The 14,626-nt window shown below is 70.2% G+C and carries 14 protein-coding genes and 1 pseudogene; 3 read left to right on the top strand and 12 right to left on the bottom strand.

Translation table 11 applies throughout. From position 1 onward, the window contains the following. Positions 1 to 114: 114 nt before the first annotated feature. The 6 genes from ACFV9C_RS18755 to ACFV9C_RS18730 are packed head-to-tail and all read right to left on the bottom strand — an operon-like array spanning position 115 to position 5,557. On the bottom strand, positions 115 to 552 hold the full coding sequence (locus ACFV9C_RS18755; RefSeq protein WP_380195153.1) for a DUF6220 domain-containing protein: 438 nt from the start codon (positions 550 to 552) through the stop codon (positions 115 to 117). A 60-nt stretch (positions 553 to 612) separates the two neighbouring features. Further along, on the bottom strand, positions 613 to 1,377 hold the full coding sequence (locus ACFV9C_RS18750; protein ID WP_380195151.1) for a type III pantothenate kinase: 765 nt from the start codon (positions 1,375 to 1,377) through the stop codon (positions 613 to 615). Further along, positions 1,378 to 2,232, bottom strand: coding sequence for a carboxylating nicotinate-nucleotide diphosphorylase (gene nadC, locus ACFV9C_RS18745; protein ID WP_380195149.1), 855 nt, complete (start codon positions 2,230 to 2,232; stop codon positions 1,378 to 1,380). After that, positions 2,225 to 3,883 carry an L-aspartate oxidase gene (locus tag ACFV9C_RS18740; RefSeq protein ID WP_380195147.1) on the bottom strand — a complete coding sequence of 553 codons (1,659 nt, stop codon included), beginning with the start codon at positions 3,881 to 3,883 and terminating at the stop codon, positions 2,225 to 2,227. Before ACFV9C_RS18740 ends, nadC begins: the two co-directional genes overlap by 8 nt. A 22-nt stretch (positions 3,884 to 3,905) precedes the next feature. Then, positions 3,906 to 4,733, bottom strand: a complete 828-nt coding sequence (panC, locus tag ACFV9C_RS18735; RefSeq protein WP_380195145.1) for a pantoate--beta-alanine ligase — start codon at positions 4,731 to 4,733, stop codon at positions 3,906 to 3,908. After that, positions 4,730 to 5,557: a Rossmann-like and DUF2520 domain-containing protein gene (locus ACFV9C_RS18730; RefSeq protein WP_380195144.1), complete on the bottom strand. Its 828-nt coding sequence runs from the start codon at positions 5,555 to 5,557 to the stop codon at positions 4,730 to 4,732. The genes panC and ACFV9C_RS18730 overlap by 4 nt, the downstream gene beginning before the upstream one ends. Positions 5,558 to 5,639: 82 nt before the next feature. Here ACFV9C_RS18730 and ACFV9C_RS18725 point away from each other — a divergent pair, with 82 nt between their 5' ends. Continuing rightward, on the top strand, positions 5,640 to 6,197 hold the full coding sequence (locus ACFV9C_RS18725; protein WP_380195142.1) for a 2'-5' RNA ligase family protein: 558 nt from the start codon (positions 5,640 to 5,642) through the stop codon (positions 6,195 to 6,197). Here ACFV9C_RS18725 and ACFV9C_RS18720 read toward each other — a convergent pair. After that, complete coding sequence (locus tag ACFV9C_RS18720; protein WP_380195140.1) at positions 6,187 to 8,988, bottom strand: AAA family ATPase; 2,802 nt, start codon at positions 8,986 to 8,988, stop codon at positions 6,187 to 6,189. The two genes, ACFV9C_RS18725 and ACFV9C_RS18720, sit on opposite strands and share 11 nt — an antisense overlap. Before the next feature lie 30 nt (positions 8,989 to 9,018). On the opposite strand from ACFV9C_RS18720, the pseudogene ACFV9C_RS18715 reads away from it, so the two are divergent. Next, positions 9,019 to 9,669, top strand: a pseudogene (locus ACFV9C_RS18715) (SAM-dependent methyltransferase); the annotation flags it as partial. A gap of 101 nt (positions 9,670 to 9,770) precedes the next feature. On the opposite strand, the gene ACFV9C_RS18710 reads toward ACFV9C_RS18715, so the two are convergent. Further along, positions 9,771 to 11,177, bottom strand: coding sequence for a PH domain-containing protein (locus ACFV9C_RS18710; protein WP_380195139.1), 1,407 nt, complete (start codon positions 11,175 to 11,177; stop codon positions 9,771 to 9,773). Further along, entirely contained in the window at positions 11,174 to 11,662 is a 489-nt protein-coding gene (locus ACFV9C_RS18705; RefSeq protein ID WP_380195137.1) for a PH domain-containing protein, read from the bottom strand. The genes ACFV9C_RS18710 and ACFV9C_RS18705 overlap by 4 nt, the downstream gene beginning before the upstream one ends. Before the next feature lie 26 nt (positions 11,663 to 11,688). Between ACFV9C_RS18705 and ACFV9C_RS18700 the strand changes: the two genes are divergently transcribed. Next, entirely contained in the window at positions 11,689 to 12,882 is a 1,194-nt protein-coding gene (locus tag ACFV9C_RS18700) for an NADH-quinone oxidoreductase subunit D (protein ID WP_380195135.1), read from the top strand. On the opposite strand, the gene ACFV9C_RS18695 is transcribed toward ACFV9C_RS18700, so the two are convergent. The 3 genes from ACFV9C_RS18695 to ACFV9C_RS18685 are packed head-to-tail and all read right to left on the bottom strand — an operon-like array spanning position 12,793 to position 14,624. Next, positions 12,793 to 13,641, bottom strand: a complete 849-nt coding sequence (locus ACFV9C_RS18695) for an inositol monophosphatase family protein (RefSeq protein WP_380195134.1) — start codon at positions 13,639 to 13,641, stop codon at positions 12,793 to 12,795. The two genes, ACFV9C_RS18700 and ACFV9C_RS18695, sit on opposite strands and share 90 nt — an antisense overlap. A gap of 21 nt (positions 13,642 to 13,662) precedes the next feature. Then, entirely contained in the window at positions 13,663 to 14,103 is a 441-nt protein-coding gene (locus tag ACFV9C_RS18690; protein WP_380195133.1) for a hypothetical protein, read from the bottom strand. Between the two features lie 11 nt (positions 14,104 to 14,114). After that, positions 14,115 to 14,624 (bottom strand): DUF3180 domain-containing protein, encoded by a 510-nt coding sequence (locus ACFV9C_RS18685; RefSeq protein ID WP_380195132.1) that lies wholly within the window; start codon positions 14,622 to 14,624, stop codon positions 14,115 to 14,117. Between the last annotated feature and the right edge of the window lie 2 nt (positions 14,625 to 14,626).

Here is a 14,626-nt window from a genome sequence, read left to right as displayed (position 1 = left end):
GTGACGTCAGGCGTCCGGTCGACCGGGCTGGTGAGCTGGCTGACGTCCGTGGTGTGGTGGACATGCGTCGACGCCGACCCGCCGCCGTGGTCGCCGAAAAGTTGCCAACGGCATCTATGCGGTCGTCTTGGTGGACTCGGCACCGGCCGCGGCTGGAGCGCCTGCGGCCCGGCGGGCCGCGATCCCGGCGACGGCCAGCAATGCGAGGGCGTTCGCCCCGTGCAGGACCCCGACGACCGGAGCGGCGAACGCCGCGAACGCCAGCGCGATCTGCAGCACCACCAGCCCGACCACGTACAGTGCCCACTTGATCCCGCCGTCGACCTTCGCGAAGAAGGAGACGATCAGCAGCAGCAACGCGATTAGGGGGATCACCATCGACCCGAAGATCCCGTGCAGCGCCAGGCCGGCCGGATCACTGGAGTTCTTGTCGAACACCGCGCCGCCGTCGATGTCCTTCCCCACCGTGAAGAATCCCCACGCGATGAACATCGCCTGCAGCACCACGCCGATCGCCACGAGACCGGCCAGCACTCGGTAAGCAGCTTTCATGGTTCCCCCCAATGCAGCTGCCTACATAGTGATCCCGATCACCTCAAGGGCACAAGAGATTCAGCCGTTGTTGCGGGCGAACGCCTGGTACAGACCGCGCAGGGGCAGTAGCGGCTCGTTACGGGTGCGGGTGTGCAGCTGGCCGTCGAGCAGCGGCGCCAGGGCTCCGGTGAGGACCACCGGGGTGTCGTCGGCCAGCGACAGTTCGGTCCGGATCCGGGCGATCAGGCCGTCGACGAGCGCCGCGAAGCCATGGATCGCGCCGGACTGCAGCGCCTCGACGGTGTTCTTCGCGACCACCGAGCGCGGCCGGATCAGCTCCACCCGGCGCAGCTGGGCGGCGGCGCGGCCGAGCGCGTCGGTCGCGGTTTCGATGCCGGGGGCGATCACCCCGCCGATGAACGCGCCCGCCGGGTTGACCACGTCGATCGTGATCGCCGTACCGACGTCGACCACCAGGCAGGGTGCTCCGGCCAGCGTCAAGGCTCCGAGCGCGTTCGCGATCCGGTCGGTGCCGACCTCGCGCGGGTTGTCGACCAGCACCGGGAGCCCGGTCTTCACCCCGGGCTCGACGACGACGCTCGGTACGTCGTGGTAGTACCGCGCCACCACGTCCCGCAGCTCATGCAGGACATGCGGTACGGCGGAACACACGGCGATCCCGCTCACCGGCGCCTCACCGGCGAGCAGGCCCTGCAACAGCACGGCCCACTCGTCCGCGGTCCGCCGGTCGTCCGTCCCGACCCACCAGTGCCGCTTGACCGTCCCCTCGAACACCAGGCCGACCAGCGTCCTGGTGTTCTCGACGGCGACGGCCAGCAACACTCAGACCTCCTTCAGGTCCAGGCCGACGTCCAGGACCGGGGCCGAGTGGGTGAGCGCGCCGACGGCGAGGAAGTCGACGCCGGTCTCGGCGACCGCGCGGGCCTTGTCCAGGGTGAGTCCGCCGGAGGCCTCCAGGCGGGCCCGGCCGGCCACCTTCTCGACGGCCTCGCGGAGCACCGGGACGTCCATGTTGTCGAGCAGGATCAGCTCCGCGCCGGACTCGACCGCGATCACCGCGTCCTCGACCGAGTCCACCTCGACCTCGATCGAGATGTCCGGGTACGCCTTGCGGACCAGCCGGAACGCCTCCGCGACACCGCCGGCCGCGACCACGTGGTTGTCCTTGATCAGCGCGGCGTCGGACAGCCCCATTCGGTGGTTCTTCCCGCCGCCGCAGCGGACGGCGTACTTCTCCAGCGACCTCAGCAGCGGCATCGTCTTGCGGGTGTCGCGGATGACCGCACCAGTGCCCTCGACCGCGTCCACCCAGCGCCGGGTCAGCGTGGCGACGCCGCTCAGGTGACAGAGCAGGTTCAGCGTGGTGCGCTCGGCGGTCAGCAGCTGCCGGGTCTTGCCGCGGGCCGTCAGCAGTACGTCGCCCGCCCGTACGGTGGCCCCGTCGCGGACGGCGTACTCGATCTCGAGCTCGTCCGGCGCCGCGACCTGGCGGAGCACCAGTTCGGCGATCTCCAGCCCGGCGACCACACCGTCGGCCCGGGCGACCAGCTCGGCGATCGACACCTGGTCCGGGTCGACCGTGGCGGTGGTCGTCACGTCGACGCCCCCGGCCAGGTCCTCCTCGATGGTGGCGCGCACCAGGTCCCCGACCCACTGCCGGTCGACTGTCTCATCCATGCCGCTCATTCTCCTCGTGGTCGCGCGGAACAAACGTGGCCTGCGGCACGGCGTGCTGGTCGAGGGTGACGTCCAGGCTGCCGAACCAGTGCAGATCATCGCGGTCCGGATGGTCCTCGCGCCAGTGCGCGCCGCGGCTCTCTTCCCGGGCGGTGGCCGCGGCGATCAGGGCGGACGCGACCGTCACCAGGTTGGTCGCCTCCCAGCCGGGTGTCCCGGGCTCGGCGGCCGGCTGCTCGGTCAGCTTGCCGATCGTCGCCCCGGCCTCGGCCAGTCCGGCCGCGCTCCGGATCACCCCGGCGCCGACGGTCATCGCCCGCTGCAGCTCCGGTACGGCGTCCGCGTCGACGAGTCCCGGCGTACGGCGGTCCTCGACCGGCTCGCGCCGCGCCGGCAGACCGTCCGCGAGGTGCGCGGCGATCCGCCGGGCGAAGACGAGCCCTTCGAGCAGGGAGTTCGACGCGAGCCGGTTCGCGCCGTGCACGCCGGTGCAGGCGACCTCGCCGCACGCGTACAGCCCGGGGACCGAGGTCTCGCCGTTCAGGTCGGTCCGGACGCCGCCGGACGAGTAGTGGCAGGCCGGGGCGACCGGGATCAGCTCGCGGACCGGGTCGATCCCGTGCGAGCGGCAGGACGCCAGGATGGTCGGGAACCGGACCCGCCACTTCTCGTCGCCGAAGTGCCGGGCGTCCAGGTACACGTGGTCCTTGCCGGTGGCAAGCATCTGGCGCATGATCGCCTTCGCCACGATGTCCCGCGGCGCGAGGTCGGCAAGCTCGTGCTGCCCTTGCATGAAACGCTTTCCGGTGTGGTCGACGAGGAACGCGCCTTCGCCGCGGACCGCCTCGGACACCAACGGCTGCTGGCCTTTCGCGCTCTTTCCCAGCCACAGCACGGTGGGGTGGAACTGCACGAACTCCAGGTCCCGCACCTTCGCACCGGCGCGCAGGGCGAGCGCCATCCCGTCGCCGGTCGAGACGCTCGGGTTGGTCGTTGCCGCGTACAACTGTCCGAGCCCGCCGGAGGCCAGGATCACCACCCGGGCACGGATCGCGCCGACGCCGTCCAGCTGGCCCTCGCCCATCACGTGCAGGGTGACGCCGGCGATCGCGCCGTCCGCGGCCGTCAGCAGGTCGAGCACGAGCGCGTGCTCGATGATCCGGATGTCCTTGGCGCGCTTGACCGCGGCGACCAGCGCACGCTCGATCTCCGCGCCGGTCGCGTCGCCGCCGGCGTGCGCGATCCGGTTCCGGTGGTGGCCGCCCTCGCGGCCGAGCGAGATCTCGCCGTCGGCCAGGGTGTCGAACCGGGCGCCCAGCTCGATCAGGTCCCGGACCGCGTCCGGGCCTTCGGTGACCAGGACGCGGACCGCCTCGGGGTCACTCAGCCCGGCGCCCGCGACGAGCGTGTCCTCGAGGTGTTCCTCGGGCGAGTCCTCCGGGTCGAGCGCGGCGGCGACCCCACCCTGGGCCCACTGGGTGGAGCCGGACGCGACGACGTCCTTGGTCACCACCAGCACGGAGCCCAGCTCACGGGCCTTCAGCGCAGCGGTCAGTCCGGCAACACCGGAGCCGATCACCACCACGTCGACGGCATCGGTCCAGCCAGGTTCCGGCGCGGACAGCCGTCGCGGGACGGCAGGAACAATCATTCCGCGACGGTATCAATCGATTTCATCGAAGGGTGATGGAAATGTTGTCAATGAGACGGGTCAGGCCGACGCGGGCTGCGATCAGCATCCGGGCCTCGCCCGGGCCGATCACCGGGCCCAGGTCCGGGGCGCGCAGCGCGAGGTAGTCGATCTTCACCGACGGCACCGCCTCCAGCTCGGCCTGGGCCGCGGCGAGTACGGCGTCCGGGCCGTTCATCCCGGCCTTCGCGCCCGCGCTCAGCGCCCGGTGCAGCACGAGCGCCTCGTCACGCTCGGTCTCGCTCAGGTAGCGGTTGCGTGAGGACAGCGCGAGCCCGTCCGGCTCCCGTACGGTCGGCACCGGCACGATGTCGACGTCCATGTCCAGGTCGCACACCATCTCGCGGATCAGCGTCAGCTGCTGGTAGTCCTTCTCGCCGTACAGCGCGATGTCCGGCGCGGTCAGGTGCAACAGCTTCGACACCACCGTGAGTACGCCGGAGAAGTGCCCGGGCCGGAACACGCCTTCCAGCTCGTCCGCGAGTGGCCCGGGGTGCACGGTGACCGACGGCTCGTTCGGGTACAGCTCGTCCCGGGACGGGTTGAACACCAGGTCGACGCCGGCGTTCTTCGCGATCGCGAGGTCGCTGGCCAGCGTCCGCGGATACCGGTCGAAGTCCTCGGTCGGCCCGAACTGCAACGGGTTCACGAAGATCGTCAGTACGACGCTGCCCTCCGGCCCGACCCGTTCGCGGGCCTCGCTCAGCAGTGCGGCGTGGCCGTCGTGCAGGGCGCCCATGGTCATCACGACCGCCCGCGGCCGGATCGCGGCCGCCGCCCGCAGTTCGGCCTTGGTCTGGGTGAGTCTCATCGCGGTGCCTCCCCTGTCCGGTTCAGTACTTCGCCGAAGCCGGCGGTCCGTTCTGCCTCCAGCCAGTCGGCCAGCTCCACGGTGGCCTTGGCCAGCGCGGTGTAGGTGTCGCGCGTGCTGCCTCGTAGTACGGCCAGATGTGCTGCCACCGTGTCGACATCGCCCCGGGCGATCGGCCCGGTGAGCGCATGATGACCGGCTCGGAGCGTGTTGTCGAGGGTTGCGGTCAGCAACGGCCGGAGCGTCGCCGCCGGGTCGGCCACGCCCGCTTCGCGCAGTACGGCGAGCGCTTGGCAGACGAGGGTGGTCAGGTGGTTCGCGCCGTGCACGAGGCCCGCGTGGTACGCCGTACGTTGGTCGTCGGCCACCCACTGCACCTGTGCGCCGAGAGCCTTCACCAGGCGCTCCACGAGCTGCTGAGCCGCATCGGGTGCGGTGGCCGTGAACATGACCCCGTCCAGCGACACCGGGCCACCTGGGAAAGTCATGGCCGGATGCAGCGCCACGGGGGTCGCGGCCAGTCCGGCCAGCGGCGTCAGCCCGTGCGCTCCGGACAGGTGCACGACGTACTGCGCACTGGTCAGCGGCAGGGTCTGCGCGACCTCCTGGATCCGGTCGTCCGGTACGGCGACCAGTACGACGTCAGCGCGCGCCGTGACCTCGTCGGCGGGCAGCACCGGCACAGCAGGCAGAAGGCGGGCGGCGCGTTCCAACGACGCGTCCGACCGCGCGGTCACTCCGACCAGGGGATGTCCGGCTGCCGCCAAGGCTGCTCCCAGGGCGGTCCCGGCCCGGCCGGCTCCGATCAAGCCGATCCGTTCCATCACTCACTCTCTTCTCGTTCCAGTCCCACTGCGGGGTACCAGACGATCTACTTGTCAGCGTAGGCGATGGGAGGATGGCGCGGTGACCGAAGCATGGGCTGTACGGACCGAATTGACGGCGATCCTCATCACAGTGCCGGAGCTTGCGGCGTACACGGACCGTTGGCGTTCGGTGTCGCGGTCCTCTGCACGCCCTCAGGTCCCGTTGACCGAGCTGATCCCGCCCCACGTGACTGTGCTGGTCCCTTGGGTTGCTGAGCCCACAGACGACGACCTAGCCCGTCTACAGGCCGCTGCGTCCACCGTCCAGCCGTTCGAGCTGAGCTTCCCGACCGCGGGCCAGTTCCCGAACGGTACGGCGTGGTTGAAGCCGGAGCCGTTCGACCAGGTCCGCGCACTGCTCTTGACGGTCTTCAAGGTCTTCCCGGAGTGCCCGCCGTACGGTGGCGACTTCCCGGACCCGCACCCGCACCTGACCATCTCCTCGTCAGCCCAGGGCGGCCCTGACGTCGTGGCCGAGGCCAACGCCGTGCTGGCTGCCACACCGGCGCCTACTGTCCAGCTGAACGAGCTGGGACTGTGGCGGGAGAACGCGGAGGGCGTGTGGCGCCAGTTCGGCGCCGTACGGCTCAGCGCCTGACCTGGAACCCCATCGACGTGGTGGCCGGGCCGTCGTTCCGCCACTTCGTCGGTACGTCGGCAGCCGTCAGCGCGCGGATCTGCTCGACCGACGGGTCCCGCAGAGCGTTGATCCGGACCGCCTGCTGCGCGACGACCGCGTCGAACAGGTTGCGTACGTCCCGCCCGTTGCCGAAGTCCTCGGCGTTCTGGGCCTTCCGCAGCAGCGGACCGATCCGCTCCAGCACGCCCTCGGCCGGCACGTACCCGGCCTTGGTGGCCAGGTACGAGAAGATCTGCTCCAGCTCCGGCTCGGTGTAGTCCGGGAAGTCGACCGTTGTCGGCACCCGCGAGCGCAGCCCGGGGTTCAACCCGAACAGCCGCTCCATCGGCTCGGTGTACCCGGCAAGCACCACAACGAGGTCGTCGCGGTGCTCCTCCATCAGTTTGATCAACATGGCGACGGCTTCACGGCCCATGTCGTTCAGGTCCGCGAACGCGTACGCCTCGTCGATGAACAGCACCCCGCCGAGCGCCTGCTCCACCACCCGCTTGACCTTGGGTCCGGTCGCGCCGTACGACTCGCCGACCAACTCGTTCGCGGTGGTCTCCACCAGGTGGCCGATCCCGAGCAGGCCCAGGTCCCGGTAGATCTGCGCGACCAGCCGCGCCACGGTCGTCTTCCCGGTGCCCGGGTTCCCGGTGAACATCAGGTGCCGGGACCGCTGCGGCGGCGGCATCCCCGCCTGCGACCGCAGTACGTCGGCCTTGGCCTCGGCAGCGAGCCGCTGGACGGTGGCCTTCACGTCGGTCAGCCCGGTCATCGCGGCCAGCTCGGCCTGCGGGTTCCGGTGCCGGGGCAGGTCCCGCAGGCTCTCCTCGGACAGGTTGCCGACGTCGACCGGCTCGATGGTCCGGACCTCTTCCAGGCTGGGCGATTCGAGCCCCGCCAGCCGAACGGCCTGCAGCGTCGCGATCCGCTCCAGCATCGTGCGGATCGTCCGCGCGTTGCCGAATCCGGGCGCCCGCGGCACCTTCTGCAACCCGGTCAGCACCAGCCCGGCCACGCCCTCGCCGAGCACGAACCCGGACTGCTCCACGGCGTGCAAGAAGATCTTGTGCAGCTCGGTGTCGGTGTAGTCCGGGAAGTTCACGAACGTCCGGATCCGCGACTTCACGCCCGGGTTGCTGTCCAGCAGCTCGTACATCTCCCCCGGATACCCGGCCATCACCACGACCAGGTTGTCGCGGTGCTTCTCCATCAGCTGGATCAGCGTCGCGATCGCCTCCCGGCCGAAGTCCTTCCCGGAGCCGTTGTAGAGCGCGTACGCCTCGTCGATGAACAGCACGCCGCCGAGCGCCTTCTCGACCACCTCGGTCACCTTCGGCGCCGTCTGCCCGATGTACGACGCGACCAGGTCGGCCCGGCCCACCTCGACCAGGTGCCCGGACGAGAGCATGCCCAGGTCCCGGTACACCTCGGCGAGGATCCGCGCGACCGTGGTCTTGCCGGTGCCCGGGTTGCCGCTGAAGACCAGATGGCCCATCGGCTTCGGCAGCCGCAGGCCGGCGTCGATCCGGAGCTTGGCGACCTGCGCCTCGGCGACCAGTTCGTGCACCCGGGTCTTCACCGGGCCGAGTCCGATCATCGCGTTCAGGTCGGCGATCGGGTCGCCGTCGACCGGCGGGTCGGCGCGCTGCGGGTCCGCCGTACCGTCCGGGTCGGCCGCGGTGTCGGCCGCGGCCGACGGCCGGAGCGCGTTCAGGTCCCGCAGCCGCCGGACGAAGCCCGTCGTCATCAGCAGGTCCTTCGGTGCGTCCGGCTGGTTCGGCAGGCCGTTGAAGCTGGCGCCGACCTGGTAGATCGCGGCCAGGTACTCCCGCGCCTGGTACGGCACGCCCGCCTCGACGGCCCGCCCCAGCCGGTCCAGCTGCCGGCGCCGCCACTCGGCCGGCGTCAACGCCGCCGTCTTCTGGTCGAGCGCCTTCTGTACGTCGGCCACGCCGGTCGGCCCGAGACCCGTGAAGGACAGGCCCGCGGGCGTACTCGAGCGCCCGATCTGCCGGAGTACGGCGGCCAGCTCCACCGCGAACGGCTGCTCCGTCTCGGGCGTGGCCGCGGCGATCTTGTCGTACGCCGACTGCAGCCGGTTCACGGCGTACACCATCAGGTCGAGCGGGTTGCCCGACAGGTGCGGGAACGCCCGGCGGAACTGGTCGTCGCCGAACCGCTCGCCCCAGCGCTTCACCATCGTGGAGCGGAGTTCCTTCGTGTGCAGGGCGAGGAACTCCGGGTCCGCCAGCACCTCGTCGAGCATGGTGGCCATCGCCGTACGGCCGGCCTCCAGGCCCGGGATGCCGGTGAGCAGGTCGAGCATCTCGCGGCAGGCCCGGACGTACGGCTCCTGCAGCGCCGGGTCGAGCTTGTTCCGCAGCGGGAACGGCACGATGAACTCGACCGGACCCGCCAGCCAGCCCTCGATGTCGGTCTCGATCGCGGGCGGCTCGCTGCGCCACTCCGACGAGAGCAGGTAGGCAAGGTTGCGGGCACCGCCGAGCACGATGCCGAGCGGCGGCAGCAGGCTCCGGACGACGAAGTAGAAGTTGCTGGCCAGCCGCGGCGTGCCGTCCCGGTAGCCGGCCCGGCCCTTGGTGGGGTCGTCGTTCGGTACCCCGGCGACGATCTCGCCGAGCTTCGTCCGGGTACTGTCCAGCCACTCCGGGCTGACCTCGAACGGCCGGTCCGCGCCGACGACGTCGAACACCGGCCGGCCGTCGTACATGGACCCGAGCTCTTCTGGAAGGATCGCCACGATGCCGATCCTAGGAGCGGTCTGGTCCATATGACCGAGAGCTTCCGTGCGGCCTGGCAGCAGGCGCTCTACGGTCCCGACGGGTTCTACCGGCGGGAGCGTCCGGCTGCGCATTTCCGTACGTCGGTGCACGCGTCGCCACTGTTCGGCCGGGCGATCGCGCGGCTGGCCCGGCAACTCGAGCTGGACGTGGTGGTGGACATCGGCGCGGGTTCCGGTGAGTTGGGGCACGTTCTGCGCGCTGAGGGTCTGCCGGTCGTCGAGATCGAACTCGGCGACGAACTGCCCGACCGGTTGTCCGGGCTGGTGATCGCGAACGAGTGGCTCGACAACCTCCCGTGCGAGGCCGTCGAGTGGGACGACGAAGGCACCCCGCACTACCTGCTCGCCGACGAGAGCCCAGGACCGGTTGTAAAAGGCAACGACCTCCACTGGCTCACCACCTGGTGGCCCGCCGGGGAGCGGGCCGAGGTGGGGTTACTCCGGGAACAGTCCTGGGCGGACGTCGTCGGTCGGCTGACGGCGGGGAGTTTCGCGCTTGCGATCGACTACGGTCACGTGAAAGCAAGCAGGCCGCCGTACGGCACCCTCACCGGCTTCCGCAACGGCCGGGAATGTGACCCAACGCCGGACGGCAGCTGCGACATCACCGCCCACGTAGCGCTGGACTCGCTTGCAGCCGCCGTTGGCGGGCACCTGACCACGCAGCGCGAGGCTTTGACGGCCCTGGGCGTCTCCGGACGGCGTCCGCCGCTGGAGCTCGCTCAGAACGACGCGATGCGCTACCTGTCCGAGCTGTCCTCAGCCGGCGAAGCAGCCGAACTGCTGGACCCCTCCGGGCTGGGCGGCTTCGGCTGGGTCTGGACAGCGACCGGAGCAGACACCGTACGACGCGCAGCGCGCGCCCTGTCCGCCTGAGCCTCCACCAGCGCCGCCGCGTGCACCTGGTCCTGGTGCAACGCCACCGCGTCCGTAGGACCGAGCGGCGTGTCCACGTGTACGTCGGCCAGTCCCAGCCGCCGTTGGATCGGCCCCTGCTCCAACCGCACGGACTGCGTCTTGTGATGCAGCACGATCGACGTACGCCGGCTGACCCACCCGCGGGTGGTGACCATGACCTGCTCGTCCACGCCGTACGCCAGGTACCGCCAGCCGATCGGCCGCAGCCACTTGGCACGCGCGGGGGCCGGGTGCAGCTCGATCGCACTCAGGTCGAACCCCGGAAGGACCCGCGCCAGCACGTACGCCACCTCGGCACGGTCGCCGACCGGCAGGAGCTGCGCACCCTCCATGTGGTCGTCGGCGTCGTCCTGCTTACCGGCTACACCGGCGATGTCCAGCTCCACCCGCGACCAGCGCAGCAGCCGCCAGATCAACGGCTCGGTGATCAGCAGTCCCTGGACCCGGCCCGGCGGAATCGTCTGCCGCTGTACGTCGAACAGCCCGCGCTTGGTCCGCAGACCGTGAGTGGTCGCGGACAGCGTGAACCCGTGGTTCCCCACGACCTGCTTCCAGATCGGCTGCACGACACCGAGCAGCAGCGGGACACCGGCGACCAGCCCGACGTGGAAGTTCAGCACCATCGTCGCGACGATCAACCAGATCAGAGCACCCGCGCTACCGACCACGGTCGACGACAGCAGCGTCGCACCGAGCAGGCGCCCGGTCGGCACGGTCAGCAACGGCGGAGCGACGTCCTCGGTCTGCTGCTCGGCCGCCTGCGCCTCGGCCGCTTGCAGGCCCTTCGCACGGACGAGCAGCGTCGTACGGAGATCCTGTGCCTGCCCGTACTGGAAGTAGCTCAGCTTGCCGTCGATCTTGCCGCCGCCGGCGACGTCCATCCGCAGCTCGGCCATCCCGAACAGCCGCGCGACGAACGGCTGTGCCACGTCGATCGCCTGGATCCGGTCGAACCGGATGATCCGCGTCCGCCGGAACAGGAACCCGCTGTCCACCCGGATCGCGTCGTCGGTGAGCTGCCACTTGGTGAACCACCAGGACAGCGCGCCGAGCAGGATCCCGCCGACGAGGACGGCGGCCAGGCCGATCCCGGCGAACGTCAGGTTCTGCCGCAGGCCCTCGTTGTTGACCAGGGCGACAGCCGCGACGACGAAGTACCCCCAGCCCTTTACGAAGGGCGTCAGTGGGTGGAGCCGTTGCCCGACGGTCTCCACAGTCTGCTGGGTCACAGGCCCCACGCCTGCGACTGGCCGAGGGCGGACAACCGGTCACGCAGCCGCCCGGCCTCGTCCGGGTGCAGCCCGGGGATCTTCGCGTCGGTCGCCGGGGTCGCCGTGTGCAGCTCGACCGTGGCCATCCCGTACGCCCGCTCCAGCGGCCCGGCGGTGACGTCCACGAACTGCATCCGGCCGTACGGTACGACGACCAGCTCGCGGAACATGATCCCGTGGCTGACCAGCAGCTCGTCCTCGCGCTCGGCGTACTTCCAGGACCGCTGGTTGCGCCCGATCAGGATCCACGCCCAGCCGAGTACGAGCGCGATCACCACCACCGCGAGTACGCCGTACAGCCAGCCCACGGTCAGCCCGAGCGCCAGCAGCGCGGCGATCGCGGCCAGCCCGGCCATGATCCCCGCGTTCAGCCGGCGCAGCGTGGCCAGCTTCGGCGAGACCGGCGTCCAACTGACATCGGAGGGTGCGAAGAGGTCATCCACGGCACCAGCCTGTCACGATAGGAGGCATGAGCACGGAAAAAGTGGTCGGAGTCGGCGCGGGAGCTGCTGGATTCGACCCTGCGTACGAGCGTGGCGGGGCCGGCTCGGACCTGCCGACCACGGACATGGTGCTCAACATCGGGCCGCAGCACCCGGCGACGCACGGCGTACTGCGGTTGCGGCTGACGCTCGACGGCGAGCGGATCGTCGGCTGCGAGCCGATCATCGGCTACATGCACCGTGGCGCCGAGAAGCTGTTCGAGGTCCGCGACTACCGGCAGATCATCGTGCTGGCGAACCGGCACGACTGGCTGTCCGCGTTCGCCAACGAGCTCGGCGTGGTGCTCGCGGTCGAGCGGATGATGAACCTCGAGGTCCCGGAGCGCGCCGTCTGGCTGCGTACCCTGCTGGCCGAGCTGAACCGGGTGCTGAACCACCTGATGTTCCTCGGCTCGTACCCGCTCGAGCTCGGCGCGATCACGCCGGTGTTCTACGCGTTCCGCGAGCGCGAGACCATCCAGGCGGTGATGGAGGAGCTGTCCGGCGGCCGGATGCACTACATGTTCAACCGGGTCGGCGGCCTGAAGGAGGACCTCCCGTACGGCTGGCTCGGCCGCGCCTCCGCCGCCTCCGCCGCGGTTCGCGGGCGGCTGCCCGACATCGAGGAGATCATCCTCGGCAACGAGATCTTCCGCGCCCGCACGGTCGGCGTCGGCCGGCTCTCCCCCGAACTGATCGCGCAGTACGGCGTCTCCGGCCCGATCGCCCGCGCCTCCGGCGTCGACGCCGACCTCCGCCGCGACGAGCCCTACCTCGCGTACGGCGACCTGCAGGAGGTACTGCGGGTCGTCACCCGCCCCGAAGGCGACTGCTACGCCCGCTTCTCCGTCCTGCTCGAACAGGTGAAGGTGTCGCTCGACCTGGTCGACGCCTGCCTCGACAAGCTCCGCACGCTCCCGGCCGGGCCGGTCAACGTACGACTGCCGAAGATCCTCAAAGTTCCCGAAGGGCAGACGTACGCGTGGACCGAGAGCCCGCTCGGCATCAACGGGTACTACCTGGTCTCCCGGGGCGACAAGACCCCGTGGCGGCTGAAGCTCCGCTCGGCCAGCTTCAACAACATCTCCGCACTACCCGCGCTGCTCCCCGGCACCATGATCCCGGACATGATCGCGATCCTCGGCAGCATGTTCTTCGTGGTCGGCGACATCGACAAGTAGGTCGAGCAACTGGTCCTTCAGCCCGGAGCTGACCGCGAAGACGCCGCGCGACTCCGGCGCGTGCTCCGTGCCGTCCAGATCGAGTACGGTCACGCCCGCCTCGCGGCAGATCGCCACGCCCGCCATCGTGTCCCAGGGCTTGTTCGAGAACATGATCAGCGCGTCGAAGTAGGCGTTCGCCGTCCAGGTCAGGGCGGTGGCCGCCGTACCGATCATCCGCAGTCGCTGCACCCGCGGGAACAGTTGCTGGGTCAGCGCGACCCGGTCGGCGTTCACCTTCGCGGCGTCCGGCCCGACCGCATAGTCGCCCACGGCAACCAATGCCTCGGACAGCTCGGTGCACTCGCTGCCGCGGATCGGCTTCCCGTTGCAGGTCGCACCCAGTCCCTCTGCGCCGACGTACGTCGTGTTCAGCGCCGGATGGTCGATCACACCCGCGACCGCCCGCCCCTCGTGGATCAGGCCCAGCGAGATCGCCCACAGCGGTACGCCGTGGACGAAGTTGACCGTGCCGTCGATCGGGTCCAGCACCCAGCGGGTCCCGTCGGTCGCGCCGCCCTCCTCCTCGCCGAGCACGCCCAGGTCCGGCGTCTCGCGTTCGAGGAACGCCCGTACCTCCCGCTCGACGGCGAAGTCGACCTCGGACGCCATGTCCCGGTCGCCCTTCGAGGTCAGCACTCCCGGCGCCATCGACTCGGTGACGGCCCGCCCGCGGGCGACGGCGGCTTCGGCAACCTTCAGCAGTTCGGCGAGATCCACACGCCTGAACCTACAGGGTGATCAAGAAGCGGCGAGGCCCCGGAGCTTGAGGTCCACGACCGTGGGGGCGTCGGCCTGCGAGTGCTTGTCGCCGGCCGCGACGACCGTGGCGACCTCCTCGTCGATCTTGTCCAGGCGCTGGTCGATCTTGTCCAGTCGGCGCTGCATGAGGTCGACGAACTCGGCGTTCTCCACCACGCGCGCGCTGGTGATCCGCGAGTACTCCTGCGCGACCTGTGCGCGTTCGTCGGAGTGGGCCAGCCGTTCCACCAGCAGCTGGTGACGGAACAGCACGGCAGCAGCGATCGCAACCAGAACAGCCCCGCCCGCGGCGGCCCGGAGAATCCAGGCATTCTGCGAGAAGAGCGCGATACTCGCACCCAGACAGCCGACGATCAGCAGACCGTTGGCGACGGTGAGAACTGTGGTCCTGGTTCGACGGCGGCTACCCCTTGACCCCATGGGTCGCCATGTTAAGGGGTCTCGTCGGGGTCCTCGGGAATGCGACACGCACGTTCGAGCAACAATCCGGCCGTGACGACCAGCACCGAGATCACCGCCGCGGCTCCGGCCATGATCACTCTGTTACGAGGCCCTGAGAAGCCCAGCGCCTGCACGAAGCTTAACGCGAACCCTGCGTAAACGCCGGTGCACAACGCGCCGACAAACGCGCTTGCCTTCCCGATCATCAACAGGAACACGGCGCGCGACGGTTCCATCCGTTCCCGGCGTACCTGGATCCGTTGGTGCGTGTTGCGGGCCGCCACGAACAGCAGCGCGGCCAGGAACAGCCAGGCGACCAACGTCAGCCAGGACACCCCCGGCGCCACCCCGCCGCCGGACTCGACGACCTTGACCAGCGTGACGCCGATCGCGAGGCCGAGGACCGCGATCGCGACCAGCAGCCGCCGCGACGTCGGCCGCACCGAGCCCTCGGGCGGCTCTTTCTGAGGCGCCCGGCCGGGCTCGGTACCGCCGGACACCA

This window comes from Kribbella sp. NPDC059898, assembly GCF_042730855.1.
Taxonomy (GTDB): domain Bacteria; phylum Actinomycetota; class Actinomycetes; order Propionibacteriales; family Kribbellaceae; genus Kribbella.
The sequence above is the reverse complement of the archived record's forward strand: the minus strand, read 5'-3'. Positions and strand labels throughout refer to the sequence as shown.